Origin of the sequence: Ralstonia mojiangensis (assembly GCF_023955645.1) — a bacterium.
GTDB classification, from domain to species: Bacteria; Pseudomonadota; Gammaproteobacteria; order Burkholderiales; family Burkholderiaceae; genus Ralstonia; species Ralstonia mojiangensis.
In genome coordinates, this window is record NZ_JAMXHU010000003.1 from 97965 (window position 1) to 124176 (window position 26212).

Genomic DNA, 26212 nt, shown 5'->3' on the forward strand with positions numbered 1-26212 from the left:
TGCTCAACGGCACCGCGCTCAATGTTCCATTACTCAATGGCAAAGTCAATGCGGGACTTTTCTGGCGTTTGAAAACGCCGTGTGACCGGTAATCGACAGAGAAAAAGAAGGGTTAGCCCGCGCGGCGTTGTCGCACGGCCTCAAACAGACAGATGGCTGCTGCGGCAGCCACATTGAGCGACTCCATACCGCCCGGCTGTGGAATCGTCACAGGCGTCGTCACGGCAGAAAGCCATTCTTCCGACACGCCCGCGCCCTCGTTTCCGAACACCCAGCCGACTGGCGCCTTGAGCGGCACATCGAACACGGCCTGTTTGGCGTGCGACGACGTCGCCAACAGCGGCACCTGGAGGCGCGAATGCACGCTCTCGAACGTGCAGTGTTCAACGATGTTCAGGTGGAAATGCGCACCCATGGCGGCGCGCAATGTCTTGGCCGACCACGCGAACGCGCAGCCCGGCGTCATGAATACATCACGCACGCCGGCAGCAGCCGCGCAGCGCAAGATTGAACCGACGTTGCCGGCATCCTGAATGCCATCAAGGATCACGCAGTCCGCATCAATACTTTGCGGCAACTTGCCTTCCGGCGTCTCGACCAGGGCCATCAGATCGACGCCGTTGACGACGGTGGTGAGCTGAGCAAACAGGTTGTCCGCCAGCAGAATGACGGTTTCTGGATCAACGCGCTCGAGCACTGCGGCCACTTCCGGGTGCCGGATATGGCGCTCGGAAACCAGGCATTGCGCCGGCATGTGGCCCGCATCCAGATACGCCATGACCAGATGCACGCCATCGAGCACAGATTGCCCCGCGCGCCGACGATGCTGCGTCGAGCCCGAAAGCGCCTTGAGATGCTTGAACACCGCGTTGTCGCGGGAAGTGATGTGCTTCACGAATGGGCCCAGCAGAAAAAGGTCAGTCGTCCCAAGCGCTGCCTGCAGCGGTGGTTTCGATGCTGATGGCGCTCATCCCCTCCAGCGCACGACGCACGGGCGCGAACGAGCGGCGATGATGGGGTGTCACGCCATGCAGGTCGATCGCCGCCAGATGCTGCGGTGTGCCATAGCCGGCATGGACATCAAAACCATAGAGCGGAAACTCGATATGCAGCGCGGCCAATTGGCGGTCACGCGTGACCTTCGCCAGGATGGACGCCGCCGAAATGGCCGGCACCAGCGCATCGCCCTTGACGATGGCCTCCACCGCAAACGCGACCTGTGGGCAGCGATTGCCATCCACCTGCACGAGGTCGGGCAGCGTGCCCAACGCGGCCACGCCCTGCACTGCACGCTGCATGGCCAGCATGGTCGCGTGCAGGATGTTGATGCGATCGATTTCTTCGACGGTGGCTTCGGCCACGTGCCAGGCGAGCGCCTTTTCGACGATCTCGTCGTACAGCGCCTCGCGCTTCTTGGCGGTCAGGATTTTGGAGTCGGCCAAGCCCTTAATTGGCTTGCGCGGATTGAGAACGACCGCTGCAGCCGTCACCGGCCCCGCCAAAGGCCCGCGTCCAGCCTCGTCCACGCCGCACAGGATGCGACGTGCACGCTTGGCCGCCGGCTCTTGCGAGAGCAGCAGGCCAAGCTGGTCGGGATTGGGTTTGCGGGAGGCCATGGACTCAAAGCTTACCGCGACTGCGCAGCAGATCGACCACGACTTTCGCGCCAATCTCCGCCATGTTTTGCTTGAGCGTGAGGTGCATCTGCGTGAAGTGCTCACGCAGGAACATGGCGTTGCCATGGTCGCTCAATTGCAACAACGTTTCACGCGCGAGTGCCTCGGGCGTTGCGTCATCCTGCAGCAGTTCCGGCACGACAAAGCGGCCGGACAGGATGTTCGGCAGCCCCACGTACGGCAGATAGCCCTTGCGCTTCATGATCTGCGCCGTCAGCCAGGGCACCTTGTAGGTGATGACCATCGGCTTCTTGTACAACGCCGCTTCCAGCGTGGCCGTACCGCTGGCAAGCAGGATGACATCAGCCGCCTCCATGGCGGCGTGCGACTGGCCATCGACGACCCACAGATGCAGGCCTGGGTGCTCCGCGCGCATGGCATCAATGCGCTCGCGCAGCGTCGCATTGGCCGCCGGCAGCACGAACGCCAGATCCGGTTCGACCGCCTGCATGCGCGACATCGCCGCAAACAGCGTCGGCCCGAGATGCTTCACTTCAGAATTGCGGCTGCCCGGCAGCACTGCAATGACTTTACGGCCCAACGGCAGGCCGAGGCGCGTACGTGCGCCTTCGATGTCCGGCACCAGCGGAATCTCGTCCGCCAGCGGATGCCCGACGTAAGTGGCCGGAATGCCGGCCTTGGCGTAAATCTCGGGCTCGAACGGGAACAGGCAGAGGATATGGTCGACCGCGCGGGCGATCGTCTTGATACGGCCGGCACGCCACGCCCAGATCGACGGGCTCACGAAATGCACCACGGGCACACCCGCCTGCCGCATGGCGATCTCGACGTTGAAGTTGAAGTCGGGCGCATCGACGCCGATAAAGGCCAGCGGCGGCCTCTCCAGCAGGTCTTGCTTGAGTTCCTTGCGGATCGTAAGAATCTCGCGCAGCTGGCCGAGCACTTCCACGTAGCCGTTGACCGACAGCTTGTGCATCGGCCAGTTCGACTGGAAACCCTGCTCCGTCATGCGGGTCCCGCCGATTCCGTTGTAGGCGATGTCGGCAGGCAGTTGTGCGTGCAACCCCTTGAGCAGCAGCGAGGCCAACAAATCGCCGGAAGCTTCGCCGGCCACCATGCCGATGCGGCGCACCGGCGCGGTGTTCTGAAGCTGCTCGCTCAACGCACGATGCCGCGCTTGGTAGCGGCAATGAAATCAGCAAACGCGGTCAACACCTCGTGCGTGGGGGCGTCATCCGTCTGAGCGATCTGGGCGGCGATTTCCGCCTTGGCCTGATCAAAGCTCAGATCGCTCTTGTAGAGCAGCTTGTACGCCTGGCGCAGACCAGTGATCTGCTCGGCGGTAAAGCCACGGCGGCGCAAGCCTTCCACGTTGATGCCGTGCGGTGCGGCCTTGTTGCCGCCCTTGTCGCTTGCGGCAATTACGAACGGCGGCACATCCTGCACTAGCGCCGATGCGCCCCCCAGCATGGCATGCGCGCCGATGCGCACGAACTGGTGTACGCCCGACATACCGCCGAGAATCGCCCAGTCGCCCACTTCCACGTGGCCCGCGATCTGCGCGTTGCTCGAGAACACAGTGTGGTTACCCACGCGGCAATCGTGTGCGATATGCACGTAGGCCATGATCCAGTTGTCATCACCGATGGACGTGATACCGGCATCCTGCGCAGTGCCGGTATGGATCGTGGTGAATTCGCGGATGGTATTGCGATCGCCGACGATCAGCTGCGTCGGCTCGTCGCGATACTTCATATCCTGCGGGCGGCCGCCCACCGATGCAAAGTGGCCGATGCTGTTGTCACGGCCCAGCGTCGTGTAGCCCTCGACCACCGTGTGGTGGCCGACGCGCGTGCCCGCACCCATGCGCACGTTCGGGCCCACGACCGTAAACGCGCCGATCTCGACGCTCGAATCGAGTTCGGCCTTCGGATCAATCTGCGCGGTCGGGTGGATCTTCTGTGCTTGCGTCATGCCTCGCCCTTGGACTTGTCTTCGCGCACGGCACACATGATTTCGGCTTCCACGGCGACTTCGCCGTCAACCTTGCCGTACACCTTGAACTTCCACATACCGCTCTTCGAGCGCAGCAGCTCAGCCGTCATCACAAGCTGGTCGCCCGGGATCACCTGCCGCTTGAAGCGTGCACCGTCGATGCTCACGAACAGGTAGAGCTGGTTTTCCTTGCGCTCGTGGTCCGCCTCGCCGAAGGTCAGCAGCGCAGCGGTTTGCGCCAGTGCCTCGAGCATCAACACGCCCGGCATCACCGGGTGACCGGGGAAATGCCCGTTGAAGAACGGCTCGTTGAACGTCACGTTCTTGATGGCCGTAATCGACTTGCGCGGCTCCAGCGAAATCACGCGGTCAACCAGCAGCATCGGGTAGCGATGCGGCAGCAGGTCGAGAATCTTCTTGATGTTGAAATCGCAGACGACGCTGGGGGTCGCGCTCGTCGCATTCGTTGCTTCGGTCATGATTGTTGCTGCAGGTCTTTGACCCGCTGTTCCAGTTGTTGCAACCGTTCGCGCATGCGCGTCAGGCCTCGGACGATGGCCGCGTTACGCTCCCAGTCGCCATGCGGCATGAATGGGAAAACGCTGGTGAAGTGGCCACCGGGCTTGGTGATGGATTTGGTAATGGATGTACCGCCTGAGACGGTCACGCGGTCAGCAATGGTCAGGTGGCCGGCAAAATTGGCCGCGCCGCCGATGATGCAGTAGCGCCCGATCTTCGTGCTGCCCGAAATGGCAGCGCAGCCGGCGATAACGGTATAGGCGCCCACATGTACGTTGTGCGCGATCTGCACCTGGTTGTCGATCTTGCAGCCCTGCTCGACCACCGTATCGGCCATCGCACCGCGGTCGATGGCAGTGTTCGCGCCGATCTCCACGTCGTCGCCAATCACGGCTCGGCCAACCTGCGGAATCTTCACCCATTCGCCGCCCTGCGGACCGAAGTCGGGTGCAAAGCCGAAGCCATCCGCGCCGATCACGACGCCGCTATGCACAATGCAGCGCGCACCGACCACGCAGCCGTGGTAGATCGAAACGTTCGCGTAGAGCAGCGTGTCATCGCCAATGCGGGCACCGGCGCCAACGAAACTGTTGCCCGCGATGCGCACACGCTCGCCGAGCACCGCGCCAGCTTCGATGGTTACGTTCGGGCCAATGGAGCACGACGCTGGCACCGTGGCGCCCTCTTCCACGCTGGCAGTCCGGTGAATGCCAGGCACAAGGGGGCGCGCCGCCAGCGCAACAAAGCGCTGGGCGACGCGAGCAAACGCAGCATACGGGTTGGCAGCGATGAGCCAGTTCCGGCCAGCAGCGTGGCCTTGGCTTTCGAGCGTTTCCAGATCATGGGGCGACACGATGATCGCCCCCGCACCGGAACTCACTGCCTGATTGAGGTACAGCGGATTGGAGAGAAAAGCGAGCTGATCGGCGCCCGCTTGATCCAGCGGCGCGATCGACTTGACGATCAGGCCTGCGTCACCCTGGACGGTCGCGCCGAGCGACGCAGCAAGTTCACCAAGCGAAAACGACATGCGAACAACCTCATTTGGCCGATTGCGAATTCAGCGACTTGAGCACTTCGTCCGTGATGTCGATGCGCGGGTTCACGTACACGGCTTCCTGCACGATCAGGTCGTACTTGCGCTGCTCTGCAATCGAACGGATCACACGGTTGGCGCGCTCGAGCACCTGGGCCAGCTCTTCGTTGCGGCGTTGGTTCAGGTCCTCACGGAATTCGCGCTGCTTGCGCTGGAAGTCGCGATCCAGGTCCGACAGTTCACGCTGACGGCGGGTGCGATCGGAATCGGCCAGCACGGCCGAATCCTTGTCCAGCTTGTCCGACATGCCCTTGAGCTTGGCGGCCATGTCCTGCAGCTCGCGGTCGCGCTTGGCGAACTCGGTTTCCAGCTTGGCCTGGGCGGCCTTGGCAGGTTGCGAGTCGCGCAGGATGCGCTCGGAATTGACAGCGGCGATGCGCGCTTCCTGCGCCGTCGCCGGCAGCGCAAAGCTGGCTGCGGCAAGTGCGGCGAAAGCAGCGGACACGCCCATGCGGGACAACGTGATGCGCGTGGATTTCATGATGAATGCAGTCATTAGAATGCAGTCCCGATCTGGAACTGGAAGCGTTGCGTTTGATCTTCGGTCTTGCGCTTGATCGGGAAGCCCATGCTGATCTTGAGCGGACCGATCGGCGACAGCCACGACAGACCGAAACCAGTCGAGTAGCGCATGTCGCCCAGCTTGTATGGCTGACCTTCGGCGAACACGTTACCGTAGTCAAAGAACGTGAACAGGCGGACGGTGCGGTCCACGCCCGAACCCGGCAGCGGGAAAATGAATTCCACGTTGCCGACGAACTTGCTTGCGCCACCGATGGCCACGCCGTTGGCGTCGCGCGGGCCCAGCGTGCTGGTTTCGTAACCGCGCACCGAGCCAATACCGCCGGCGTAGTAGTTCTTGAACACCGGGAAGTCCTTGCCGCCGTAACCGTGGCCGTACCCGATTTCGTTGTTGAACGCCATCGTGAACGACTTCGACAGCGGGTAGAAATACTGGTGCTGATAGTACGCGCGGAAGTACTGCAGATCGCCGCCCGGGATACCGAACTCCAGGTTGGCCTGCTGATAGCGGCCACGCGTCGGCACCAGCGCACTGTCACGCTGATCCTTCGACCAGCCAATGGTGATCGGGAAGTTGTTGGTGATACGGCCGTTCTTCGCGACGTAGTTCTGGTAGGCCAGCGGCGTGTTGGTTGTCACGTCGATGGTCGTGCGCTCGTAGCCAATGCCGAAGAAGACGGTATCGGTTTCCGAGAACGGCACGCCGAACTTAACGTTGCCACCCTGTTGCACGACACGGTAGTCCTGGTCACCCGTGTAGTACAGCGGGCGGTACGTGCGGTAGTACAGCTCGGTTGAACGGCTGATGCCATCCACCGTGAAGTACGGATCGAACTGCGTCACGGCAATGGTGCGGTTCGACTTGGACGTGTTCACATCCAGGCCGAGGCTCGTGCCGGAGCCGAACACGTTGTCCTGACGGATACCGGCCGACAGCACCAGCTTGTCGGTCGACGAGAAGCCCACGCCCAGGTTGATCTGGCCGGTCGGCTTTTCGGTCACGTTGACATTCACATCGACCTGGTCCGTCGTGCCGGGCACGTCTTCCGTCGTGATGTTGGCATCGGTGAAGTACCCGGTGCGGTTCACGCGGTTCTGCGAAAGCTGCAGCTTCTCGCCGTCAAACCACGAGGCTTCCATCTGACGCATTTCGCGGCGCACGACTTCGTCGCGAGTCTTGCTGTTGCCGACAACGTTCACGCGACGCACATACACGCGGCGGCCCGGATCGACCACCAACGTGAGCGCAACAGTGCGGTCCTTCTGGTTGATCTGCGGCTGCGGATTGATGGTGGCGAAAGCGTAACCGTACGTGCCAAGCAGATCGGTAATCGACTTGGTCGTCGACGACAGCTTGGCCGAAGAGAAGACATCGCCCTGTTTGAGCTTGATGAGCTTCTCCATCTCGGCCTGCTTGCCCAGCAGCTCGCCGGTCAGCTTGATGTCCGATACCTTGTACTGCTCACCCTCGTGGATGTTCAGCGTCAGGTAAATGTCCTTCTTGTCGGGCGTAATCGACACCTGGGTCGACTCGATGGCGAATTCCAGGTAGCCACGATCCAGATAGAACGAGCGCAGCGCTTCCAGGTCAGCCGTGAGCTTCTGCTTGGAGTACAGATCGTTCTTGGTGTACCACGACAGCCAGTTCGGCGTGGACAGTTGCATCTCGTCGCGCAGGTCACCTTCCTTGAAGGCCTTGTTGCCGACGATATTGATCTGGCGAATCTTGGCGGTCGGACCTTCGTCCACCGTGAACGTGATCGACACACGGTTGGCATCCACCGGCGTAACGGTGGTCGTCACCTCAGCCGCGTAGTAGCCGCGCGAAACATACTGGCGCTTGATTTCCTGCTCGGCACGGTCGATGAGAGACTTGTCGTAGTAACGAGCCTCAGCCACACCCACGCCGCGCAGCGTGCGGCGCAGCGCTTCCTTGTCGAACTCTTTGAAGCCGATGAACTCGAGCTGCGAGATCGCCGGACGCTCTTCCACGCGCACCACCAGCACATTGCCTTCGGAGCGGATCTGAACGTCCTTGAAGAAGCCGGTGTTGTAGAGCGCGCGAATCGATTCGGCGCCCTTCTCGTCGGTGAAGGTCTCACCCACCTTCACGGGCAGATAGCCGAACACGGTGCCCGGCTCGACGCGCTGCACCCCCTCCACGCGAATGTCCTTGACGACGAACGGCTCCACTGCATGAGCCTGACCGGCAGTAACGGTCAGCACGGAAGCCGCCAGCACGCTGAGCGGGAAGCGATGTTGTCTGATCAATCTAATCCCCTAGTTGGATTCAATCGGAATCCACTTCTGAGTGTTTTCAAAACCCTGAGTTGCCCGCTCACGCCGGTGGCAACGATGCGGCTTACCGACCCAATTCGAATACGGTCTAGCCACGAGTCAGAAACAACCGACTCAAATCGTTGTACAGGGCGAGCGAAGTGAGAAGCAGGATGCAGGCGACGCCGATCTTCTGAAGGACTGCTTGCCAGGATTCCGGCACGGGTCGGCCAGTCAAAAATTCCACGCAATAATACAGCAAATGCCCCCCATCCAATACCGGAACGGGCAATAAGTTCAGCACGCCGAGGCTGACGCTGATCAACGCGAGAAAGCTCACAAACGTCTGCCAGCCAAGGCTTGCCGCCTTGCCGGCAAAGTCCGCCACCGTGATCGGTCCGCTCAGGTTCTGCAGCGATGCCTGACCGACGATCATCTTGCCCAGGACCTGCAGCGATAGCACCGAAGTCCGCCAGACCTCGCCCACGGCATGACCCAAGGCGGCGACCGGCTCATCCCGGATCATCGCCGTTTCCACCTTCTGGTTGAGCTGCGCGCCGAGCTTGCCGATCTTCGGGCCTGTGGGGTTCTTGGGATCGGCGTCTGCATCTGGGCGAACGGGCAACGTCATGGGCTGATCGTTGCGCAGAATATCGATCGATGCGTTCTGCTCAGGCATGGCTCGGATCTGGCGGATGAGGTCCATCGCCTGATCGGCGGGCTGGCCCGCAAAGCGAACGATCTGATCCCCGGCTTTCAACCCGGCGCGTGCCGCGGCACTGGCAGGAAGCACGTCGACAATGGTGACGGGACCGCCCAGCAGGCGCAAACCGATCTGGTCAATCACGTCTGCCTGCGGCGTACGGGCTGCGCTCGGCAAGCCGTGCAGACGGACGGTGCGCTCGGCACCATCGGTGCCGCGCACTTGTACAAGCGCGTCGCGCCCCGCGATGCCGGCCGAATACAACCGCATGCGGACATCGCTCCAGCTGCGCACGGGCGCAGGTGTTTCATCGTCCGTACCGATTGCGATCACGCGGTCCCTGGCATGCAGGTCGGCCTGGGCGGCAATGCTGCCCGGTGGCGGAGCGCCGAGGATGGGCAACGGCTCGATTGCGCCGACCCATGCCAGCACTGCATAGAGCGCAATCGCGAGCAGGAAATTGGCGATCGGGCCAGCAGCCACGATGGCGAACCGCTTGTAGACCGGCTGTTGATCGAAGGTGCGCGGGAGGTCTTCGGGGAGGATGGGCGGGTCTTTCTCGGGGTCTCGCGATCCCTCGCCCAGCATCTTGACGTAGCCGCCCAGCGGAATGGCGCAGATCGTCCATTCGGTGCGGTCAGGGCCGCGGCCCACATGGCGGAACAGCACCTTGCCGAAGCCAACGGAAAACCGGAGCACCTTCACGCCGCACAGGCGCGCGACGCTGTAGTGGCCCAATTCGTGAATGACGATCAGTACCGCGATCGCAAAGACAAACGCTAAAACGGTCTGCAAAACCTTCTCCGGATGCACTGAAGGGCACGCGCGGGGCTGCGCCGCGCGAAGCCGCTATGTTACTCGCTTGCTCTGACAGCGCGCTTTCACGCGGCCGGCAGTTGCGCGCATACGGTCGCGATATAGCGTTCAGCCTGCTGACGTGCTTGGGCGTCGGCTTCAAAAACGGTGTCGAGCGAGTCGGCGGGCACGATGGAGGTACGGGAGAGCGTGTCGCCCACCACGGCTGCAATCTCGGTGAACCGGATGCGGCGCTGCAAAAATGCTTCGACAGCCACCTCGTTGGCCGCGTTCAGTGCAGCAGGTGCCGTACCACCGGCGCGCATTGCGTCAAAGGCCAGCGCCAGGCAAGGGAAACGGCGCAGGTCCGGCGCCTCGAACGTCAGCGCGCCCGTGGTGACAAGATCGAGCAGCGGAACACCGGCATCGATGCGTTCGGGATATGCCAAGCCGTAGGCAATCGGCGTGCGCATGTCGGGGTTGCCGAGTTGCGCCAGCACCGAGCCATCGTCGTAGCCGACCATCGAATGGATGACACTCTGCGGGTGGATCAGGACTTCGAGATGCTCGACAGGCACGCCGAACAGCCAGTGGGCCTCGATTACCTCCAGCCCTTTGTTCATCATGGTGGCGGAGTCGACGGAGATCTTGCGTCCCATGACCCAGTTCGGATGCGCGCAAGCCTGATCTGGCGTGACATCCGCAAGGGACTCCACAGCGCGCGTGCGGAACGGGCCACCCGATGCCGTCAGCACGATGCGCGACACGCCACGCCCGAACTGCGGAACTTGCTGCGGCAAGCATTGGAAGATGGCATTGTGCTCGCTGTCGATCGGGAGCACGGTGGCGCCATGCTGACGCACGGCGTCCATGAAGAGCGCGCCGGACATCACCAGCGCCTCCTTGTTGGCCAGTAGCACGCGCTTGCCTGCGCGCACGGCGGCAAGCGTCGGACGCAAGCCGGCCGCCCCAACGATAGCGGCCATCACAGCATCGCAGTCGGGGTGGGCAGCAGCCTCTTCCAAGGCCTCGGTGCCAGAACGGATTTCGATGCCGCCAGCATCTGCGCCAAGCTGGTCACGCAATGCCTCCGCCGCCGCGACCGAACCCAGCACCGCCATCTTCGGGCGAAACTCACGGCAGAGCACCGCGAGCTTGTCGGCCTGCGCGTTGGCGGTTAGTGCAAAAACGCTGTACTTGTCGGGGTGACGGCGCACCACGTCGAGCGTACTGTCGCCAATGGAGCCGGTGGCGCCAAGAACGGTCAAACGCATCATGTTCAGACGCCTCAGGAAATCAGCAGCGCAGCCAGCGGAAACACCGGCAGCAGCGCGTCGATGCGATCGAGCACACCGCCGTGGCCGGGCAACAGGCGGCTGCTGTCTTTCATGCCGACCTGACGCTTGAGCAGGGATTCAAACAAATCACCGCCAATGCTTGCAGCGACCAGCAAGATGGTCAGCGCCAGGGCCGCGACCGCGCCGCGCTGGTCAAACTCGTGCGAGAACCACGTCGGCGCAAACCAATGCGTGATGCCGGCCACGGTGGCGATTACCGCGACCAGCACCGCGCCACCGATTGCACCTTCCCACGATTTGCCCGGACTGATGGTCGGAGCAAGCTTGCGACGACCAATGGCCTTGCCGACAAAATACGCGCCAACATCGGCCGCCCACACGAGCAATGCCACCGAAAGCAAAAAGGCGACGCCATGCGTGCGCAATTCAATGGCGCCATACACGAACGCGGGCAGCATCACCAAGCCCAACAGCGTGAACACGACCCTGCGCGTGCCATGCAACTCGCGCACGCCGCCCGCCAGCAACGCCCAGGCGATCACCCATGCGATCACCGCGCCATGGAACAACGGCTGCACATCACCGCGAATCGGAATATCGTGCCAGGCGATCGTCAGCATGACGACAACGACCGCATAGAGAATCGGCCCCCACCAGCCTGGCAGGCGCACGAGACGCCCCCACTCCCACGCGGCGAGGGCTGCAAATACCGTCACGAGCCCGGCCAGGCCGGCGGGCGGCGCAAAGAACAGAATGGGCAGGATGACAATCAGCAAGCAGACAGCGGTAATGACGCGAGTCAGCAGCATGTGTCAGGCTCCGGCAGAAAGCGCGGGGGGAACATCGGGATCGAGCTGCGCGCTGGTGCGGCCAAAGCGGCGCTCGCGGTTGCGATACCAGGCGAAGGCGCGATCGAGTTCAGCGGCGTCGAAATCGGGCCAGTAGCGATCGGTGAAGTACAGCTCGGAATAGGCAAGCTGCCACAGCAGAAAGTTGCTGATGCGCTGCTCGCCGCCGGTACGAATGAACAGATCCGGCTCCGGCGCGTAAGACAGGGCCATGTACGGCGCAAGCATCTCTTCCGTGATGGCGTCGGGTGCAATGCCGGGCTGCGCCGCCAACAAGGCGCGCATGGCTTGCAGGATGTCCCAGCGCCCACCGTAGTTGGCGAGGATCGTGACAGTCAGACCGGGATTGGCAGCCGTCTTGGCCTCAGCTTCGCGAATCAAAAGCTGGATGCGCGGGCTGAACGCCGACAAATCACCCACCACGCGCAGGCGGATGCCGTTGTCATGGAGCTTGCTCACTTCGCGGCGCAGAGCCGTCATGAACAGCTTCATGAGGAAGGTAACTTCCTCTGCAGGACGACGCCAGTTTTCGGAGCTGAAGGCAAACAGCGTCAGGTAACCGACGCCACGGCGTGCCGCCGCTTCAACGGTTGCTCGGACGGCGTCGAGGCCGCGACTATGCCCGGCCACGCGCGGCAGATGCCGTTCGGTGGCCCAGCGGCCGTTACCGTCCATGATGACGGCAACGTGGCGCGGCGTATCGGCGGTGTCAGGCACCGCCAGTGTGGAACTAATATGCATGAATCGGGCTTCCCGCCACTTGCGCCCAATGCGCCGGCGGCAGGAGACGGCCTTACACCGTCATGATTTCCTTGTCTTTCTCGGCGACCAGCTTGTCGATCTCGGCGACGAACTTGTCGGTCAGCTTCTGAACGTCGTCTCCGCCGCGACGCTCGTCATCTTCCGAGATGGCCTTGTCCTTCACCAGCTTCTTGAGCTGTTCGTTGGCATCGCGACGCAGGTTGCGCACGGCCACCTTGGCATCTTCGCCCTCGCCCTTCACGACTTTGGTCAGTTCCTTGCGACGCTCCTCGGTCAGTGCGGGAGTCGGCACGCGAATGATGTCACCCATGGTTGCGGGGTTCAGGCCGAGGTCCGCTTCACGGATGGCCTTCTCGACGGCTTGCACCATCTTCTTTTCCCACGGTTGCACGCCAATCGTGCGTGCATCCACCAGGGTCACGTTGGCCACCTGGCTGATCGGCACCATCGAGCCGTAGTAGTCGACTTGCACGTGATCGAGCAGACCGGTGTGGGCACGGCCAGTACGGATCTTGGCCAGATCCGTCTTGAGAGCCTCGATCGACTTCTGCATCTTCTGCTCGGCATTCTTTTTGACATCGGCGACGCTCATACTTCCTCCGAACGATAACGGCGGTCTGCCAACTTGCGCCCCGGAAAACGACACAGGGCACCGGCAAGACCAAAAAGACAATAGGCGATTTTACATGGAAGCCGCTCGCCAACGCCATTTACGCTGGGTCAGCGAACGGTAAAAAAAGGGGCCTGCAAGCAGGCTCGCCGCTGGCTTTAGACGTGCACCAGCGTGCCCTCGTCTTCACCCAGGATCACCCGCTTGAGTGCACCCGGCTTCTGAATCGAGAACACCTTGATTGGCAGCTTCTGATCTCGGCACAGCGCAAATGCAGTCGCATCCATCACCTGCAGGTTGCGCGAGATGGCTTCGTCGAACGTGATGGTGGTGTAGCGGGTCGCGCTCGGATCCTTCTTCGGATCGGCGGTGTACACGCCGTCCACCTTGGTGGCCTTGAGGACGATCTCCGCACCGATTTCCGAGCCGCGCAGTGCAGCGGCGGTGTCGGTGGTGAAGAACGGGTTGCCGGTGCCGGCGGCGAAAATCACGATCTTCCCTTCTTCCAACTGGCGAATCGCGCGCGGACGGATATACGGCTCGACCACTTGGTCCAGGCGCAGCGCCGATTGCACGCGGCCTTCAAGGTTGGCATGGCGCATGGCGTCCTGCAGGGCCAGCGCGTTCATCATGGTGGCCAGCATGCCCATGTAGTCGGCCGTGGCCCGGTCCATGCCGGCGGCGCCGCCCGCGACGCCGCGGAAGATGTTACCGCCGCCGATCACCACTGCCACCTGCACGCCCAGCTTCACGATTTCGGCGATATCGTTAACCATCCCTTCGATGGTGCTGCGGTTGATGCCAAAGGCATCGTCGCCCATCAGGGCTTCGCCGGAAAGTTTGAGTAGAACGCGCTTATAGGCAGGCATGGAGATCCTCGTGACGATTCCTGGTACGGGAAACAGGAAAAGGGAAATGACGCTGCGGATATGACAACGATGCGCAAAGCGGGGACTTCGCACATCCCGCAACCTTCTTGCGCGGAAGCCGTCAGAAAACACCCCCGACGATGCCCGCGCAAGCAGGCTGCACCTGCAAACAGGGCACCTTTCGGTGCCCTGTTTGTTCGGCATTATACGGCTGCGCCAATGGTGGAAACGACACCTCCCGGCCTGCGCCGGAGTGTGAATCGCCGCACCATCGAAAACGGCCGTCGCAGCATTACGCTTGTTGCTTGGCGGCGGCCACTTGGGCAGCCACTTCAGCAGCGAAGTCGTCTTGCTTCTTCTCGATGCCCTCGCCCACCACGTACAGCGTGAAAGCCTTCACGGTCGTGTTGGCAGCCTTGAGCATCTGCTCAACGGTCTGCTTGTCGTTCTTCACGAACGGCTGGTTCAGCAGCGAGACTTCCTTCAGGTACTTCTGCACGCTGCCTTCCACCATCTTGGCAACGATTTCAGCCGGCTTGCCCGATTCGGCAGCCTTCTGCTCAGCAACGCTGCGCTCCTTGGCGACCAGCTCAGCCGGCACATCGTCAGCCGACAGCGACACCGGCTTCATAGCGGCAGCCTGCATTGCTGCGTCCTTGGCCGCCACTTCGTTGCCTTCGAATGCCACCATCACGCCGATGCGGGTGCCGTGCAGGTACGAAGTCAGCTGGGTGCCTTCGAAACGCTGGAAGCGGCGGATCGTCATGTTCTCGCCGATCTTGCCGATCAGGCGGGTACGCACGGCCTCAACAGTTTCGTCGCCGATCGACAGGGCCGACAGGGCAGCCACGTCAGCCGGGTTCTTCTGAGCGATCAGCTTGGCAACATCGTTCGTGAAGGCCAGGAAATCGTCGTTCTTCGAAACGAAATCGGTTTCGCAGTTCACTTCGACCAGGGCGCCCGTGGTGCCCTCGACGAACGCTGCAACCACGCCTTCAGCGGTGACGCGGCTGGAAGCCTTGCCGGCCTTGTTGCCCAGCTTCACACGCAGGATTTCTTCGGCCTTTTCCAGGTTGCCTTCGGCTTCGGTCAGGGCCTTCTTGCATTCCATCATCGGCGCGTCGGTCTTCGCGCGCAGCTCTGCAACCATGCTTGCGGTAATTGCCGCCATTCTCATGCTCCTTGTTTCAGATCGTCGTCCGGTCGCAAGCGGATTCCTCGCCTCGCGCCGGCCTGTCGTCCGGTTTTCATCCGGCCGCCCCACGAAATACGACGCGCGTGGGACATCCGCATGACAAATTTCAAAAAAAAGGGGCGTTTGTTACGCGCCCCTGTCTGGCCATCAGCCCCGATGCGTTGCATCAGGTGCGGCCTGGCACACGTCCCGCGCAATCAAGCCACGGGCGCACGCCTTCTTGTCTTTAGCCTTCTTGGACTTCGACGAAGTCGTCACCACCGCGAGCGGCTTCAACCACTTCCTGAACCGCATTGGCGCGGCCTTCCAGGATCGCGTCGGCCACGCCGCGCACGTACAGAGCAACAGCCTTGCTCGAGTCGTCGTTACCCGGGATGACGTAGTCGATGCCTTCCGGCGAGTGGTTCGTGTCAACCACGCCGATCACCGGAATGCCCAGCTTAGCGGCTTCGGTCACGGCAATCTTGTGGTAGCCAACGTCCACCACGAAGATGGCGTCCGGAATGCCGCCCATGTCCTTGATGCCGCCAATGGACTTCACCAGCTTGTCCATTTCGCGTTCGAACATCAGCGCTTCCTTCTTGCTCATGGTTTCGGTCGCGCCGGCTTCCTTGGCGACTTCCATGTCCTTCAGGCGCTTGATCGAGGTCTTGACCGTCTTGAAGTTGGTCAGCATGCCGCCGAGCCAGCGGCTGTCGACGAACGGCATACCTGCGCGAGCCGCTTCTTCAGCCAGGATCTCGCGCGATTGACGCTTCGTGCCGACGAACAAAATGGTGCCCCGGTTGGCTGCCAGCTGGCGCACGTACTTCAGTGCGTCCTGGTACATCGGCAGCGTCTTTTCCAGGTTGATAATGTGAATCTTGTTGCGATGGCCGAAGATGAAGGGGGCCATCTTGGGGTTCCAGAAGCGGGTCTGGTGGCCAAAGTGGACACCGGCTTCCAGCATTTCGCGCATGGTCACGGACATGAAATTCTCCAGTCGGGTTAGGTCTGAAGCCGCCTCAGACATCCGTTGCATGCGTTACGACGGACACCCGCGGTGAAGCGGCTCGCGATTTTAAGCGCCACCGACCACACGGCCAGCGACTGCTTAGCCAGCGATTATAGCGGCAAAAACCCAATCGACTCAAGACCTTCCGAGCATTCGCAGCAAACGGGCCGAGGCTGGCGCCCAGCGCCCGAAAACCCCGGCCGGGGCGCTTTGGTGCGATAATTCACACTTTAGCCACGACGCGGCGCTTCGCGCGCTTGCGTGCAGAAAGAGTCACAGCATGGCCGTTACCATTCACACCGCCGAAGACATTGCGCAAATGCGCGTGGCCTGCCGGCTTGCGTCCGAAGTTCTGGACTACATCACTCCGTTCGTCGTGCCCGGCGTGACGACGGGCAAGCTGGACCAGCTGTGCCACGCTTACATGCGTGACGTGCAAGGCACTGTGCCGGCGCCGCTGAACTATGCGCCGCCGGGCTATCCGCCCTTCCCGGCATCGATCTGCACGTCGGTCAACGATGTGATTTGCCATGGCATTCCGGGCGACAAGGTGCTCAAGAGCGGTGACATCGTCAACCTCGATATCACCGTCATCACCAAGGAAGGCTATTACGGCGACACCAGCCGCACCTTCGTCGTGGGTGAAGGGTCAATCCTCGCCAAGCGCCTGACGCAGGTCACATTCGAATGCATGTGGAAGGGCATCGCCGCGGTGCGTCCCGGTGCACGCTTGGGCGACATCGGCCACGTGATCCAGCAACATGCTGAAGCCGCAGGTTATAGCGTGGTTCGCGAATATTGCGGCCACGGCATCGGCAAGAAATTCCACGAAGATCCGCAGATCCTGCACTACGGCCGCCCCGGTACCGGGATGGAGCTGAAGGCCGGCATGATCTTCACGATTGAACCGATGATCAACGCAGGCAAGCGCGACATCCGCACGATGCCCGACCAGTGGACCGTCAAGACGCGCGATCGCAGCCTGTCGGCGCAGTGGGAACATACGCTTCTGGTGACGGAAACCGGCCACGAGGTGCTGACCGTGTCGGCGTTGACGCCGCCGGCACCGGAATTCGTACACGAAGGCTCGCCGGCCACGGCCTGATCCTCGCGGGCGAGCCGCATCGTCAGCGGCAGCACCGTCGCGCTGATCTCGCCTCGCACCGGCTCAACTCTTGCAGCGACCGGCTCGTTCCGGTCGCTGTTTCATTCACGCTCCACTCATGCCCTCCGCTGCTGCCGCCCCTGCCGAAGAAGCCCATCCGCGCGACGCCCTGAAAGCTGAGCGCGCACACCTGTTCGCGCAGTTCGACCAGCACGCCAACGTTCAGCAACTCGTGACCAAGCTGGCGCGCGCGGTGGACCGTGCGCTGGTGCGGCTCTGGCAGGAAGAGCAGATGCCAGCCGACTGCGCGCTGATTGCCGTGGGCGGCTACGGGCGCGGCGAGCTGTTTCCGCATTCCGATGTGGACATCCTCCTGTTGCTACCGGGCACCGCAGACAAGGCATTGGAGGCCCGGCTAGAGGCCTTCATTGGCCGCTGTTGGGACATGGGGCTGGACATCGGCTCGTCGGTGCGCACGGTCGACGAATGCATCAATGAAGCCGCACAGGACGTCACGGTACGCACTTCGTTGCTGGAAGCACGCCTGCTGACCGGCGATGAAGGCCTCTACCGCACGTTCGAGACGCACTATCAAGGCCACCTCGACGCGGCAGATTTCTTCCAGTCGAAACTGCTGGAAATGCGCCAGCGGCATGCGAAGTACCAGGACACGCCCTACTCGCTTGAACCGAACTGCAAGGAAAGCCCTGGCGGCCTGCGCGATCTGCAGGTGATTCTGTGGATGACGCGCGCGGCCGGTTTCGGTTCGAGCTGGAATGAGCTTCTTGCCAACGGCTTGCTCACGCGCCGTGAAGCGCAGGAGTTGACCAGCAATGAACGTCTGCTCAAAACCGTGCGGGCGCGGCTGCACTTACTAGCCGGGCGTCGCCAGGACGTTCTCGTATTCGACCTGCAGACGCAACTGGCCGAGTCGTTCGGCTACCGTCCGACCACCGCAAAGCGCGCCAGCGAACAGCTCATGCGCCGCTATTACTGGGTTGCCAAGGCCGTCACGCAGCTCAATACCGTGGTGCTGCAGAACATCGAAGCGAAGCTGTTCCCGAGCGAGCTGGGTATCACGCGCAAGATCAACGATCGCTTTGTTGAACGGCAAGGCATGCTCGAAATTGCCGACGCCGATCTCTACCAGCGCGAACCGACGGCAATTCTTGAAACGTTCCTGCTGTACGAACAGACGCGAGGCATCAAGGGATTGGCAGCCAGCACGATGCGCGCGCTATACAACGCGCGGACGTTGATGGACGCCAAATGGCGCAAGGATCCGGCCAACCGCGCGCTGTTCCTGTCGATCCTGCAGCAGCCGCAGGGCATCACACACGCTCTGCGCCTGATGAACCAGACCAGCGTGCTCGGCCGCTACCTGGTCAACTTCCGCCGCATCGTGGGGCAGATGCAGCACGACCTGTTCCACGTCTACACGGTCGACCAGCACATCCTGATGGTGGTGCGCAACATCCGCCGCTTCGCCATCGTCGAGCACACGCACGAGTTTCCGTTCTGCAGCCAGTTGATGGCGAACTTCGACAAGCCGTGGGTACTGACCGTGGCCGCGCTGTTCCATGACATTGCGAAGGGACGGGGTGGTGACCATTCCGTGCTCGGCATGTCCGACGCGCGACGCTTCTGCAAGGAACACGGCATTGCCAAGGAAGACGCCGACCTGATCGTCTGGCTCGTCGAACACCATCTGACCATGAGCCAGGTCGCGCAGAAGCAGGACCTGGGCGATCCGGAGGTCATCCGTCATTTCGCCGATCTGGTCGGCACCGAGCGTCGGTTGACCGCGTTGTATCTGCTGACCGTTGCCGACATCCGCGGCACCAGCCCGAAAGTGTGGAACGCCTGGAAGGGCAAGCTGCTGGAAGACCTGTATCGCATGACGTTGCGCGTGCTCGGTGGTGCCACCACGGACCCGCACGCGGTGCTCGAAGGCCGCAAGGAAGAAGCGCGCGCCCTGCTGCGTCTGGCCGCACTGGATGACACCGCGCACGAGGCGCTCTGGAAACAGCTCGACGTGGGCGTGTTCCTGCGCCACGACGCGCGCGACATCGCCTGGTTCACGCGGCACTTCTACAACCGCGTCGACACCACGATCCCCATCGTGCGCGCGCGCATTTCACCGGCGGGCGTCGGCCTGCAGGTGGCGGTGTACTCGCCGGATCGGCCCGATCTTTTCGCACGCATCTGCGGCTACTTCGAGCGCAAGAGCCTGACGATTCTGGACGCCAAGATCCACACCACCAAACACGGCTACGCGCTCGACACCTTCCAGGTGGCCGATCCCAGCAGCGGCCTGGTGGAGCCCGGCCATTACCGCGACATCATCACGCTGGTCGAACACGAACTGGCCGAGCAGATCTCGCGCGAAACCGCCCTGCCCGAGCCGCCGCGTGGGCGCATTTCGCGGCAGTCACGCAGCTTCCCGATCAAGCCCCGTGTCGACCTGCGTGCGGACGAGCGCGGCCAGTATTACCTGCTCTCCATTTCTGCGACAGACCGCACCGGTCTGCTCTACGCGATTGCCCGCGTGCTCGCGCACCGTCGCGTGTCGGTGCACACCGCGCGCATCAACACGCTCGGCGAGCGCGTGGAAGACATCTTCCTGGTCGACGGCACTCGCCTGACCCAGGACAACAAACTGCAGCTCGAGCTTGAAAGCGAGCTGCTTGATGCGCTCGCCATCTGAGCGCCAGCCTTACCGGTCTAGATTCATGACTACCGATTCCGATGATTTTCCCGGCGACGACGACAAGCGCGGCGCCAGCGACCCGACCCAGCGCGCCACCCGCCCGGGCAAGCGTGCCACGCTCGGCGTGCGCCGTGACGACGAAGGCAATGCCGTACGTTCCACAGGCAAGCCGCTGCGCTCGTCCGACCTGAACCGCGAGCGCCAGCCCCTGCGCCCATCGCAGCGCCGCCCCAAGCCGGAAGAAGGTGCCGGAAAGCCGCCGCGCCCCGCACGTCCTCCGCGACGCGACGACGATGGCCAGACGCGCGACGCCAAGCCGCGCCGCACGCAAGGCGATCGCCCACCGCGACGCTTTGATGACGAGCGTCCGCCGCGCCGATTCAGCGACGAGCAACGGCCGCCCCGTCGCTCTGACGATGAGCGTCCGCCGCGACGCTTCGAAGATCGGCCGCCTCGCCGATTCGACGACGAACGTCCCCCGCGTCGATTCGACAACGACCGCCCCCCGCGGCGCTTTGACGATGAGCAGCGCCCGCCGCGCCGGTTAAATGACGATCAGCGCCCGCCCCGTCGTTTCGATGACGATCAGCGCCCGCCCCGTCATTTCGATGACGAACGCCCACGCCGCTACGGCGACGATCAACGCGCGCCGCGCCGTGAGGGCGATCAACGTCCTCCGCGACGTTTTGACGATGAGCGGCCGCCGCGCCGATACGGTGACGACCAACGCCCGCCACGCCGTTTCGATGACGAGCGCCCGCGACGCTATGGCGACGATCAACGCGCGCCTCGTCGTGAGGGCGATCAACGCCCTCCGCGACGTTTTGACGATGAGCAACGCCCGCCCCGCAAGTTCGGCGACGACCAACGGCCGCCCCGCCGTTTCGATGACGAACGCCCGCGACGCTACGGCGACGATCAACGTGCACCCCGTCGTGATGGTGACCAACGTCCTCCGCGTCGCTTTGACGATGAGCGTCCGCCGCGCCGTTACGGTGACGACCAACGCCCGCCACGCCGATTCGACGATGAGCAACGGCCGCCGCGGCGCTATGGCGACGATCAACGCGCACCGCGTCGTGATGGCGACCAACGCCCGCCCCGCCGTTTCGATGACGAACGCCCCCCGCGTCGTTTTGACAACGATCGTCCGCCGCGCCGCTTTGAAGATCGTCCGGCCCGTCCGCAACGGCCCGAGCGCGAGGAACGCGCTCCGCGTCATGCCGAGGAGCAAGCACCACGCCAGGCGCAGCAAACCGAATCGAGCGGGTTGGTGCGTCTGTCCAAGCGCATGTCCGAACTGGGTCTGTGCTCGCGCCGTGAGGCCGATGAATGGATTCCGCGCGGCTGGGTGCTCGTGGACGGCGAGCCGGTCACGGAGCTTGGATCGCGCGTCAAACCGGATGCGATCATCGAGATCCATCAGTCGGCGCGATCCGAGCAAGGCGAGCGCGTGACCGTGCTGATGCATAAGCCGGTCGGTTACGTGTCGGGCCAGGCAGAAGACGGCTATCAGCCGGCCGTTTCGCTATTCGTGCCGGAAAACCAGTGGGAAGGCGACCCCACGCGCAAGCGCTTCGCGCCTTGGCAGCGCCGGGCGTTGGCGCCAGCCGGCCGACTGGATATCGACTCCACAGGCTTGCTGGTGTTGACGCAGGACGGCCGCGTGGCGCGCCACCTGATCGGCGAGGATTCGACGGTCGAGAAGGAATACCTGGTCCGCGTGGTATGGGATTCGCCCAACGGGCTGGTCGAGCGCGACATCTCCAAGGTCTTCCCGGAAGAGCTGATGGAGAAGCTGCGCTTTGGCCTGTCGCTCGACGGCGAAGAACTCAAGCCCGCGAAGGTGAGCTGGCAGAACGAAGAGCAGTTGCGCTTCGTGCTGCGCGAAGGCAAGAAACGCCAGATCCGCCGCATGTGCGAACAGGTGGGACTGGAGGTGGTAGGCCTCAAGCGCATCCGCATGGGCAGCATCGTGCTGGGCGACCTGCCAGTCGGCCAGTGGCGCTTCCTTGGGCCGTTCGAGAAGTTCTGAGACAGCTCTGCCTAAAGAAAAAAGCCGGTCAACGCATTGCGCGCTGACCGGTTTTTTTTACCCTGCCGCCCAAACTACAGACGCGGGGCCTGGCAGGCTGCCCCCGTGGTGTTGGCCGATGCGGGCATGCCAAACACCGCTTGCGCACCGCAACGCGAGCCGAACATCTTCGCTTGATCGTGACCCACGCCAACCACTTCGTGCGCTTGGTGATTGACGCGCTTGCGCCCCGCCATGTGGTGCTCGTAGCGCCAGTAATTGCGTGCGCGGTCCAGGCGCGTCGGGCCTTCGGCCTCGGCGCCGCAGAGCTTGTCGAGTACGCGATGGTTCGGGTCGTTGTCGCTCGTGCCGGCCAGGTAGGTCACGTGGCGCTGCGCATATCGGTTGAACAACTGCCGGCCGGTCTTGCCTGCGGCATACGGGACCATATCGACCATGCCGTACTTGTAGTGGTCATAGTCCGGACAGACGCTGGTGCTGTAGCGGGCAAAGCCCTTGCCGCGCGGACGCTCCGGCGTGAAATACAGATACGACGACGGATTGGCGACCACGTAGCGCAGGTCGATGCCGCGCTTGCGGATAGCCTCGTCCACGTTGTTGAGGACGGCGTAGCGTTGCACGATCTGGCCGCCGCCCGAATGGCCTGCCACCGTGACGCGCTTGACGTTGAGCGCACGCGCCGGGTCCGTTACGTAGCCAATCAGGTCATCGAGCACCTTGAGCGAACTCAGGTCCGTGTATGGTGCGTTGGTCGCGTTGAAGCCGCCGATCCAGCCATCCACCGACCAAACCGGCATGCCGTCGAAACCCTTACCCTCATCGGGCGTACCGGGAAAGTTCGGAGCAATCAGCAGGACCTCGTCGGGATTGCGGCCGCTGGCCTGGAGCAGATCTGCGCCAGCGGTGTAGTAATCGTTTCCGTTGCGCTGCAGGCCGTGCTGCACGAATACGACTTCGCGGATGCTGCTCAGATCACCATCGAGCGGATGGTTGGCGTAGACGGGGAAATCGTAGGCCACGGCATCCGCGCCCAGATGCACGCGTTGCCAGACCGGACCCTGCGGCTTCTGGGCAGCCGGTGCGGCCGCCGTGGTTTCGGGAGCCTGCGGCCCCGCGCAGGCAGCCAACCCCAGCATCGCCGTCATGGCGACCCCAAGCGCCAGCCGGCGCCAGCCCCTCAAACCATCGCGCTTCATATCGTCTCCGTGGTGGATGAAACACGCGCCCACCCGCCCCCGCAGGTGCGACGCTCCCGCAGTCTCGATCAGTCGTCGTGATTGGCGGGCAATTCCGGGAACAGCACTTCGGTAAAGCCGAAGCGGGTGAAATCCTTCACCCGCATCGGATAGAGAACGCCCTGCAGGTGGTCGCATTCGTGCTGCACGACACGGGCATGGAAGCCTTCGGCTATGCGGTCGATGGCGTGGCCGTGCTGGTCGAAGCCGGTGTAGCGCAGGCGCGTGTGGCGCGGCACAACGCCACGCAGGCCCGGCACCGAGAGGCAGCCCTCCCAACCGTCTTCCATCTCGTCCGACAGCGGCTCGATGGTGGGGTTGATCAACACCGTCTTGGGCACGGCCGGCGCATCCGGATACCGGTCGTTGCGATCGAACCCGAAGATGACGACTTGCAGATCCACGCCGATCTGTGGCGCCGCCAGGCCGGCACCGCGCGCCGCATCCATCGTGTCGAACATGTCTTCGATCAGGGCCGTCAGTTCGGGCGTGTGGAAGCGCTCGACTGGCTTGGCGACGCGCAGCAGACGGCTGTCGCCCATCTTGAGGATGTTTCGGATCATGCCTGGTCTCCCGCCGGTTTTTTTAACAGCGCGAGCATACCCGCTTCGTCCAGAACCTTCACGTTCAATTCTTCGGCTTTGGCGAGCTTGCTGCCGGCTTCTTCTCCGGCGACAACGTAGTCGGTTTTCTTCGACACCGAACCGGATACCTTGGCGCCTGCCGCTTCCAGCATGGCCTTGGCTTCGTCGCGCGTGAGGTTGGGCAATGTGCCGGTCAACACAACCGTCTTGCCGGCCAGCACGCCTTCTTCGGCGGCTTCAGCCGGCATGGCGGCAAGCAGTTCGTCGCGCAGCGCGTCGAGCTTCGCCAACTGGGTGCGATGGTCGTGCGAAGCCAGCCATTCGAGCAGCGACGCAGACACATCAGCCGGCAGACCAGCCAAGTGATCGGGCTCTACGCTGGCCAACCGGGCAAGCGTCGGCGCTGCCACCGCCAATTGCTTGGCACGCGTGGCTGTCAGCTTGGGCACGCCAAGCGTGCCGTACAGCTCGGCGGGCTCCAGCTTCTCGCGCAGCTTTGCGTTTGGCGCATGCTCGCCTTGCGGAGCGACGCCGGCTTCCAGCAGCGCATCCAGCGCCTGCTGATTCTTCGGCTCGGCAAAGAAGTCGGCGATGGCCTCCGCCACCGTGGCACCCACGTCGGGCAGCGCCAGCAGCAGCGGTGCCGGCGCCCGCCGGATGATGGCCAGACTGCCGAGCCAGTCCGCGAGCGTCTTGGCGGTCGATTCGCCCACGTGGCGAATGCCCAGCGCAAACAGGAAGCGCGCCAGCGGCGGCGTCTTGCTGGCCTGGATGCCTTCCAGGAGATTCTCAGCCCACTTGGTGGCGATCTTGCCAGCGGCGACGGTTTCCGGTGTCGCGCCATCACGCTCATCAGCGCGGCGCTTCATCTCCAGGAAGTCTTCGAGCTTGAGCCTGTACAGGTCTGCGATGCCGTGCACGTAGTCCAGCTCGACCAGGTTGTCGATGTAACGCTCGCCCAGGCCTTCGATGTCCATCATGCGGCGGCCGGCAAAGTGGCGGATCGCCTCTTTACGCTGTGCCGAGCAAAACAGCCCGCCTGAGCAGCGGGCCACCGCCTCGCCCTCTTCGCGCACAACGTGCGAACCGCACACCGGGCACGTCTTCGGCAGTTCGAACGGCGGGTACTTCGGCTGTTGCTGCGGATTGAACAAGTCGCTGCCGGGCACGTCGTCCATCGGGCGGCGATCGAGCACCACGCCCACCACTTCGGGGATCACGTCACCCGCGCGGCGCACGATCACGGTGTCGCCAACGCGCACATCCTTGCGGCGGACTTCGTCTTCGTTGTGCAGCGTCGCATTGGTGACCGTCACGCCACCAACAAACACCGGCACCAGCCGCGCCACCGGCGTAATGGCGCCCGTGCGGCCGACCTGCACGCCAATCGATTCGACGGTGGTCAGCGCTTCCTGCGCCGGATATTTGTGCGCAACCGCCCAGCGCGGCTCACGCGTGCGAAAGCCGAGTTCGCGCTGCAACGCGAGCGAATTGACCTTGTAGACCACGCCGTCGATGTCGAACGGCAAGCTGTCGCGCTTGGCGCCGATAGCCTCATGGAACGTGACCAACCCGTCTCCGCCCTTCACCGCAGCGCGTTCGGTGCTGACCGGAAAACCAAATGCCTGCAGCGCATCGAGCATGCCGGAATGCGTGTCAGGCAGGCCTTTCCAGCCGACGACCTCGCCCAGGCCATAGGCGAAGAAAGACAGCGGGCGCTCGGCAGCCATCTTCGGATCGAGCTGGCGGACGGCACCGGCCGCGGTATTGCGCGGATTGACGAAGGTCTTGTCGCCGCGCTCGCGCTGGCGGGCATTGAGCTTTTCGAAGTCGTCGCGGCGCATGTAGACCTCGCCGCGCACTTCCAGCACGTCAGGCACATGGCCGCCAACAGGCGACAGCCCCAGTGGAATCTGGCGGATCGTGCGGATGTTCTGTGTGACGTCTTCGCCTGTGGTGCCGTCGCCGCGTGTGGCGGCCTGCACGAGATAACCGCGCTCATAGCGCAGATTGATCGCCAGGCCATCGAACTTCAGCTCGGCGGCATATTCGACGGGCGGATCGGTGTCATCAAGGCCCAGCTCGCGGCGTACGCTGGCGTCGAACGCACGCGCGCCGTTGGCGGTGGTGTCGGTCTCGGTGCGGATCGACAGCATGGGAATGACATGCCTGACCGCTGCAAATTCGGGTAGGACCGCCCCACCGACCCGCCGCGTGGGAGAGTCCGGTGTCTTCAGCTCGGGATGTTCGGCTTCCAGCGCTTCCAGCTCGCGATAGAGCCGGTCATATTCAGCGTCAGGCACGCTGGGCTGGTCGAGCACGTAATACTCATGGGCGTAGCGGTTCAGCTCGGCGCGCAGCCAAGCTGCCCGCGCCTCGGGTGTGGCACCGGACGCGGGTTCTGCAGTCTTGCTCATCGTGCG

The 26212-nt window shown here is 63.1% G+C and carries 22 protein-coding genes; 3 read left to right on the top strand and 19 right to left on the bottom strand.

From position 1 onward, the window contains the following. Positions 1-112 precede the first annotated feature (112 nt). The 16 genes from NG898_RS12525 to rpsB all read right to left on the bottom strand — a co-directional run bounded on the left by NG898_RS12525 (position 113) and on the right by rpsB (position 16096). Positions 113-895, bottom strand: coding sequence for a TrmH family RNA methyltransferase (locus tag NG898_RS12525; RefSeq protein ID WP_252692596.1), 783 nt, complete (start codon positions 893-895; stop codon positions 113-115). Positions 896-917: 22 nt separating this feature from the next. Then, positions 918-1616 carry a ribonuclease HII gene (gene rnhB / locus NG898_RS12530; protein WP_252692597.1) on the bottom strand — a complete coding sequence of 233 codons (699 nt, stop codon included), beginning with the start codon at positions 1614-1616 and terminating at the stop codon, positions 918-920. Positions 1617-1620: 4 nt separating this feature from the next. Then, entirely contained in the window at positions 1621-2754 is a 1134-nt protein-coding gene (gene lpxB / locus NG898_RS12535) for a lipid-A-disaccharide synthase (RefSeq protein WP_252693434.1), read from the bottom strand. Positions 2755-2795: 41 nt separating this feature from the next. Continuing rightward, positions 2796-3611 carry an acyl-ACP--UDP-N-acetylglucosamine O-acyltransferase gene (lpxA, locus tag NG898_RS12540; protein ID WP_252692598.1) on the bottom strand — a complete coding sequence of 272 codons (816 nt, stop codon included), beginning with the start codon at positions 3609-3611 and terminating at the stop codon, positions 2796-2798. Further along, the gene (gene fabZ / locus NG898_RS12545) at positions 3608-4111 is read right to left on the bottom strand and encodes a 3-hydroxyacyl-ACP dehydratase FabZ (RefSeq protein WP_092970542.1); all 504 of its coding nucleotides are present in this window, start codon (positions 4109-4111) and stop codon (positions 3608-3610) included. Before fabZ ends, lpxA begins: the two co-directional genes overlap by 4 nt. After that, a complete protein-coding gene (lpxD, locus tag NG898_RS12550; RefSeq protein ID WP_252692599.1) occupies positions 4108-5181 on the bottom strand; it encodes a UDP-3-O-(3-hydroxymyristoyl)glucosamine N-acyltransferase in 1074 nt (357 codons plus the stop codon). Before lpxD ends, fabZ begins: the two co-directional genes overlap by 4 nt. 10 nt (positions 5182-5191) lie before the next feature. Beyond that, positions 5192-5743: an OmpH/Skp family outer membrane protein gene (locus NG898_RS12555; RefSeq protein ID WP_252692600.1), complete on the bottom strand. Its 552-nt coding sequence runs from the start codon at positions 5741-5743 to the stop codon at positions 5192-5194. After that, positions 5743-8040 (bottom strand): outer membrane protein assembly factor BamA, encoded by a 2298-nt coding sequence (bamA, locus tag NG898_RS12560; protein ID WP_024975789.1) that lies wholly within the window; start codon positions 8038-8040, stop codon positions 5743-5745. The genes NG898_RS12555 and bamA overlap by 1 nt, the downstream gene beginning before the upstream one ends. A gap of 115 nt (positions 8041-8155) precedes the next feature. Further along, complete coding sequence (gene rseP, locus NG898_RS12565; protein ID WP_252692601.1) at positions 8156-9544, bottom strand: RIP metalloprotease RseP; 1389 nt, start codon at positions 9542-9544, stop codon at positions 8156-8158. 86 nt (positions 9545-9630) lie between these two features. Continuing rightward, entirely contained in the window at positions 9631-10821 is a 1191-nt protein-coding gene (gene ispC / locus NG898_RS12570) for a 1-deoxy-D-xylulose-5-phosphate reductoisomerase (protein ID WP_252692602.1), read from the bottom strand. 11 nt (positions 10822-10832) lie between these two features. Beyond that, positions 10833-11651: a phosphatidate cytidylyltransferase gene (locus tag NG898_RS12575; RefSeq protein ID WP_252692603.1), complete on the bottom strand. Its 819-nt coding sequence runs from the start codon at positions 11649-11651 to the stop codon at positions 10833-10835. Positions 11652-11654: 3 nt separating this feature from the next. Next, positions 11655-12431 carry a polyprenyl diphosphate synthase gene (gene uppS, locus NG898_RS12580; RefSeq protein ID WP_009238236.1) on the bottom strand — a complete coding sequence of 259 codons (777 nt, stop codon included), beginning with the start codon at positions 12429-12431 and terminating at the stop codon, positions 11655-11657. 52 nt (positions 12432-12483) lie between these two features. Continuing rightward, positions 12484-13044, bottom strand: coding sequence for a ribosome recycling factor (gene frr, locus NG898_RS12585; RefSeq protein ID WP_092970556.1), 561 nt, complete (start codon positions 13042-13044; stop codon positions 12484-12486). A 176-nt stretch (positions 13045-13220) separates the two neighbouring features. Beyond that, positions 13221-13931, bottom strand: a complete 711-nt coding sequence (gene pyrH, locus NG898_RS12590) for a UMP kinase (protein ID WP_009238238.1) — start codon at positions 13929-13931, stop codon at positions 13221-13223. A 292-nt stretch (positions 13932-14223) separates the two neighbouring features. Continuing rightward, the gene (tsf, locus tag NG898_RS12595; RefSeq protein WP_024975795.1) at positions 14224-15102 is read right to left on the bottom strand and encodes a translation elongation factor Ts; all 879 of its coding nucleotides are present in this window, start codon (positions 15100-15102) and stop codon (positions 14224-14226) included. 250 nt (positions 15103-15352) lie between these two features. Further along, positions 15353-16096, bottom strand: a complete 744-nt coding sequence (rpsB, locus tag NG898_RS12600; RefSeq protein ID WP_004626667.1) for a 30S ribosomal protein S2 — start codon at positions 16094-16096, stop codon at positions 15353-15355. A gap of 304 nt (positions 16097-16400) precedes the next feature. On the opposite strand from rpsB, the gene map reads away from it, so the two are divergent. From map to NG898_RS12615, 3 genes are all read left to right on the top strand, one after another. After that, a complete protein-coding gene (map, locus tag NG898_RS12605; protein ID WP_252692604.1) occupies positions 16401-17225 on the top strand; it encodes a type I methionyl aminopeptidase in 825 nt (274 codons plus the stop codon). A 118-nt stretch (positions 17226-17343) separates the two neighbouring features. Continuing rightward, positions 17344-19932, top strand: a complete 2589-nt coding sequence (locus NG898_RS12610) for a [protein-PII] uridylyltransferase (RefSeq protein ID WP_252692605.1) — start codon at positions 17344-17346, stop codon at positions 19930-19932. Further along, positions 19916-21970 carry a pseudouridine synthase gene (locus NG898_RS12615; RefSeq protein ID WP_252692606.1) on the top strand — a complete coding sequence of 685 codons (2055 nt, stop codon included), beginning with the start codon at positions 19916-19918 and terminating at the stop codon, positions 21968-21970. Before NG898_RS12610 ends, NG898_RS12615 begins: the two co-directional genes overlap by 17 nt. A 74-nt stretch (positions 21971-22044) precedes the next feature. Here the strand turns inward: NG898_RS12615 and NG898_RS12620 are convergent, their stop codons facing one another. The 3 genes from NG898_RS12620 to ligA form a co-directional block, all read right to left on the bottom strand. Further along, a complete protein-coding gene (locus NG898_RS12620; RefSeq protein ID WP_252692607.1) occupies positions 22045-23166 on the bottom strand; it encodes an alpha/beta fold hydrolase in 1122 nt (373 codons plus the stop codon). 68 nt (positions 23167-23234) lie between these two features. Further along, entirely contained in the window at positions 23235-23768 is a 534-nt protein-coding gene (gene def, locus NG898_RS12625; protein ID WP_024975800.1) for a peptide deformylase, read from the bottom strand. Then, positions 23765-26206 carry an NAD-dependent DNA ligase LigA gene (ligA, locus tag NG898_RS12630; protein WP_252692608.1) on the bottom strand — a complete coding sequence of 814 codons (2442 nt, stop codon included), beginning with the start codon at positions 26204-26206 and terminating at the stop codon, positions 23765-23767. Before ligA ends, def begins: the two co-directional genes overlap by 4 nt. Between the last annotated feature and the right edge of the window lie 6 nt (positions 26207-26212).

Excerpts from the sequence above, each read along its gene's own strand:
- def (WP_024975800.1), bottom strand. The coding sequence starts at position 23,768 with ATGATCCGAAACATCCTCAAGATGGGCGACAGCCGTCTGCTGCGCGTC.
- frr (WP_092970556.1), bottom strand. The coding sequence starts at position 13,044 with ATGAGCGTCGCCGATGTCAAAAAGAATGCCGAGCAGAAGATGCAGAAG.
- rnhB (WP_252692597.1), bottom strand. The coding sequence starts at position 1,616 with ATGGCCTCCCGCAAACCCAATCCCGACCAGCTTGGCCTGCTGCTCTCG.
- lpxD (WP_252692599.1), bottom strand. The coding sequence starts at position 5,181 with ATGTCGTTTTCGCTTGGTGAACTTGCTGCGTCGCTCGGCGCGACCGTC.
- NG898_RS12615 (WP_252692606.1), top strand. The coding sequence starts at position 19,916 with ATGCGCTCGCCATCTGAGCGCCAGCCTTACCGGTCTAGATTCATGACT.
- lpxA (WP_252692598.1), bottom strand. The coding sequence starts at position 3,611 with ATGACGCAAGCACAGAAGATCCACCCGACCGCGCAGATTGATCCGAAG.
- NG898_RS12575 (WP_252692603.1), bottom strand. The coding sequence starts at position 11,651 with ATGCTGCTGACTCGCGTCATTACCGCTGTCTGCTTGCTGATTGTCATC.
- ispC (WP_252692602.1), bottom strand. The coding sequence starts at position 10,821 with ATGATGCGTTTGACCGTTCTTGGCGCCACCGGCTCCATTGGCGACAGT.
- NG898_RS12610 (WP_252692605.1), top strand. The coding sequence starts at position 17,344 with ATGCCCTCCGCTGCTGCCGCCCCTGCCGAAGAAGCCCATCCGCGCGAC.
- fabZ (WP_092970542.1), bottom strand. The coding sequence starts at position 4,111 with ATGACCGAAGCAACGAATGCGACGAGCGCGACCCCCAGCGTCGTCTGC.
- NG898_RS12620 (WP_252692607.1), bottom strand. The coding sequence starts at position 23,166 with ATGAAGCGCGATGGTTTGAGGGGCTGGCGCCGGCTGGCGCTTGGGGTC.
- pyrH (WP_009238238.1), bottom strand. The coding sequence starts at position 13,931 with ATGCCTGCCTATAAGCGCGTTCTACTCAAACTTTCCGGCGAAGCCCTG.
- rpsB (WP_004626667.1), bottom strand. The coding sequence starts at position 16,096 with ATGTCCGTGACCATGCGCGAAATGCTGGAAGCCGGTGTCCACTTTGGC.
- uppS (WP_009238236.1), bottom strand. The coding sequence starts at position 12,431 with ATGCATATTAGTTCCACACTGGCGGTGCCTGACACCGCCGATACGCCG.
- lpxB (WP_252693434.1), bottom strand. The coding sequence starts at position 2,754 with ATGGTGGCCGGCGAAGCTTCCGGCGATTTGTTGGCCTCGCTGCTGCTC.
- NG898_RS12555 (WP_252692600.1), bottom strand. The coding sequence starts at position 5,743 with ATGACTGCATTCATCATGAAATCCACGCGCATCACGTTGTCCCGCATG.
- ligA (WP_252692608.1), bottom strand. The coding sequence starts at position 26,206 with ATGAGCAAGACTGCAGAACCCGCGTCCGGTGCCACACCCGAGGCGCGG.
- map (WP_252692604.1), top strand. The coding sequence starts at position 16,401 with ATGGCCGTTACCATTCACACCGCCGAAGACATTGCGCAAATGCGCGTG.
- tsf (WP_024975795.1), bottom strand. The coding sequence starts at position 15,102 with ATGGCGGCAATTACCGCAAGCATGGTTGCAGAGCTGCGCGCGAAGACC.